Below are 2,775 nucleotides of genomic sequence, written 5' to 3'. Positions count from 1 at the left end.
ATCTAAAACTCCTAAATTTTAAGTGATTAATAATTTTTAAGGCTTCAAAACAATAACCCAACCAAATAGATTGAGATTCTTGATTAGAATCTTGGTCTCGTTGCTTTCACGGAATGTTTGCGTCATGTAGAGAGTTCAAATCAGAATTTAACATTTACCCCAAAATTATATTATTATAGAAAGGTAAGGATATATCCCAAGAATTTATTATGACAAATAATAGAAACTTTAAATTAAGGAATTTACTATGAATTTTTTTTCAAAGCTTAGTGTAGGTTTAAAAATGGTTTTAACCATCAGCCTTGTATTAATCATTTGTATGCTAACCATGATGGTTGTTGTAACAATGCAATCAAGTGAAATTCAAGCGCAAGAAGCACGCAAACTTGTTCGTAACGTTGCTATGAGAGCCGCCAATTCTGTGAAAGGCAATCTTAATGAAGTATTTGTTGCTGTTAAGGCATCAGAGTATAGTATTACAAGATTGCTAAATAATCACTCTAGTGATGATCAGGAGACGATAGAAGATGTTGTTAAGGCTATGCTAGATAGTAATAGCTGGGGAACTTATGGTTATGTGTATATCAGGCAGGAAAACTATACGGGCAACAACATACGAAACCCTAAACACAAGCTCCCAGATGGTAATTTCTTGGTTTTAGCTTATGATGAAACAATTAATCAAGATGGTGGTTTAGTTACACTTCAGGCAAATAGTGATATATCATCACTGCCTAGTGTTATAGAAGCTCTTAATACAGGTAAGCCCACTGTTGGTATTCCACGTAAAATTAAAATTGCTGGACAACCAGAGAAATTTGGTATGGGAATCAATATTCCATTATTTGATAGAAACAGGCAGGTGCAAGGTGTAGTTGGAATATTCGTAGATTTAAATGAATTAAAAAGTGAGCTGTTTGATTCTCAATATCACGCATTTGATGACGACTACAAGGCTTTGGTTACAGGTAAGGGCATGATAGCAATTCACGAAAGGGCTGATTTTCTCGGTAAAACACTGCAAGAAATCAATAACGATCCTAGTGTGAATGTCCTCGCGCAAGCAATAATAAATCGACAAGATGGTGTTTATCAATATTTGAATGCGAGAGGCAAACTAAGTTATACGGCGATTTCTAGTTTTGAAATAGGAAGAGGCACAGGAATCTATTTCTCTGTGCTAGAAATGGCACCAGAAGATTCGATATTTGCACCTATTTCTAAGCTTCGTTTTGTTATTACCATAAGCGTATTGGTTACTTTAGGTATTATTGTCTTAGTCATCTACTTTTATATCAAATTCAAGATTCTTGCACGTATCAGTGTTATTTCCGATCTTTTATATTCTTTTTTTAAGTTTCTCAACCACGAAACAAAAGTTGCTCCGGCTCTTGTGCGTCCCAAAGCCCAAGATGAATTAGGGAATATGGCACTTGCTATTAACGTTAATATCGAAAAAACACAAAAAGGTTTAACACAAGATAAGCTCACCATAGATGAATCGGCACAAACAGCAAAAGCGGTAGAAAATGGCGATTTAACTGCTAGAATCCTGACGACTCCTCATAGTCCGCAGCTTATCGAATTAAAAGAAGTACTTAATAAAATGCTTGATGTTCTACAACGTAAAATAGGTAGTGATACCAATGAAATTGCAAGAGTATTTAACTCTTATACGAAATTGGATTTTACTACAGGAGTTAAGAATGCTGCAGGACGTGTGGAAATTGTAACCAATACTTTGGGAGAAGAGATTCGCAAAATGCTTACTACTTCGAGTGGATTTGCTGCCGATTTAGAATCTAGGAGCAGAGCGTTAGAGGAAACTGTGCAACAGCTCGTGCAGGGTTCTAATATACAGGCAAGCTCACTAGAACAAACTGCAGCAGCCATTGAAGAGATTACTTCATCAATGCAAAATGTTTCTGGACGCACAAGCGAGGTGATTCAACAAAGTGAGGATATTAAGAGTATCCTAAGTATTATTCGTGATATTGCAGACCAAACCAACCTCTTAGCACTCAATGCTGCTATTGAAGCGGCAAGAGCAGGAGAGCACGGCAGAGGCTTTGCAGTTGTGGCAGATGAAGTCCGAAAGCTTGCAGAAAGGACGCAAAAAAGCTTGGGTGAAATAGAAGCGAATGCCAACACACTCATTCAAGGCATTAATGATATGGCGGAGTCTATCAAGGAACAAACCTTAGGCATTAATCAAATTAATGAGGCGGTAGAACAATTAGAATCTGTTACGCAACAAACCGTAGAAGTAGCGAATCGCTCTCAAGAAATCAGTAATGCAGTAGATGAAATAGCTCAAAAAATCATGAATGATGTGAATCAAAAGAAATTCTAGTAATGCTGTGTAGCAATAGCTTAATCCTTAGAATCTTAAGGATTCTAAACAAGAATAATATATGATTAAGGCTATTTTGACGATATTAAACGTTGTGTTTTGCAGTGGGTTTTGTTATATAAGCACATTAACCTGTTTCAAAGATAAATGTACATGCTCTTTTAGGCTTTGATGATTCTCATAGGATATGCTCATACTAAAAACTATGCAAATAGGAAAACATTAGGATAATTCTTACTGCCTTGCGTCAGTCTTGGTGAATTAAGACATTTCTCCCTAACCTCTCCATTTGTAGGATATATAGTTTTGGCAAGAGTTTTAGAGCAGTGTATTTGCTAAAGAAACTTGTTGCTGCAATACCCAAGAAGTAATACACGCAAGCTATATAGTATAATGATAGGTATATGGTATAAGTATAATGA

At 36.0% G+C, this 2,775-nt stretch carries 1 protein-coding gene; it reads left to right on the top strand.

The window, feature by feature from the left end:
• Positions 1-247: 247 nt before the first annotated feature.
• A complete protein-coding gene (locus CQA44_RS13450) occupies positions 248-2,353 on the top strand; it encodes a methyl-accepting chemotaxis protein (protein WP_115547391.1) in 2,106 nt (701 codons plus the stop codon).
• The last annotated feature ends 422 nt before the right edge of the window (positions 2,354-2,775 follow it).

This window comes from Helicobacter sp. MIT 14-3879, assembly GCF_003364125.1.
This window is presented reverse-complemented; position numbering and strand designations above follow the sequence as displayed.

Coding starts and splice junctions, on each gene's coding strand:
- CQA44_RS13450 (WP_115547391.1), top strand. CDS start 248: ATGAATTTTTTTTCAAAGCTTAGTGTAGGTTTAAAAATGGTTTTAACC.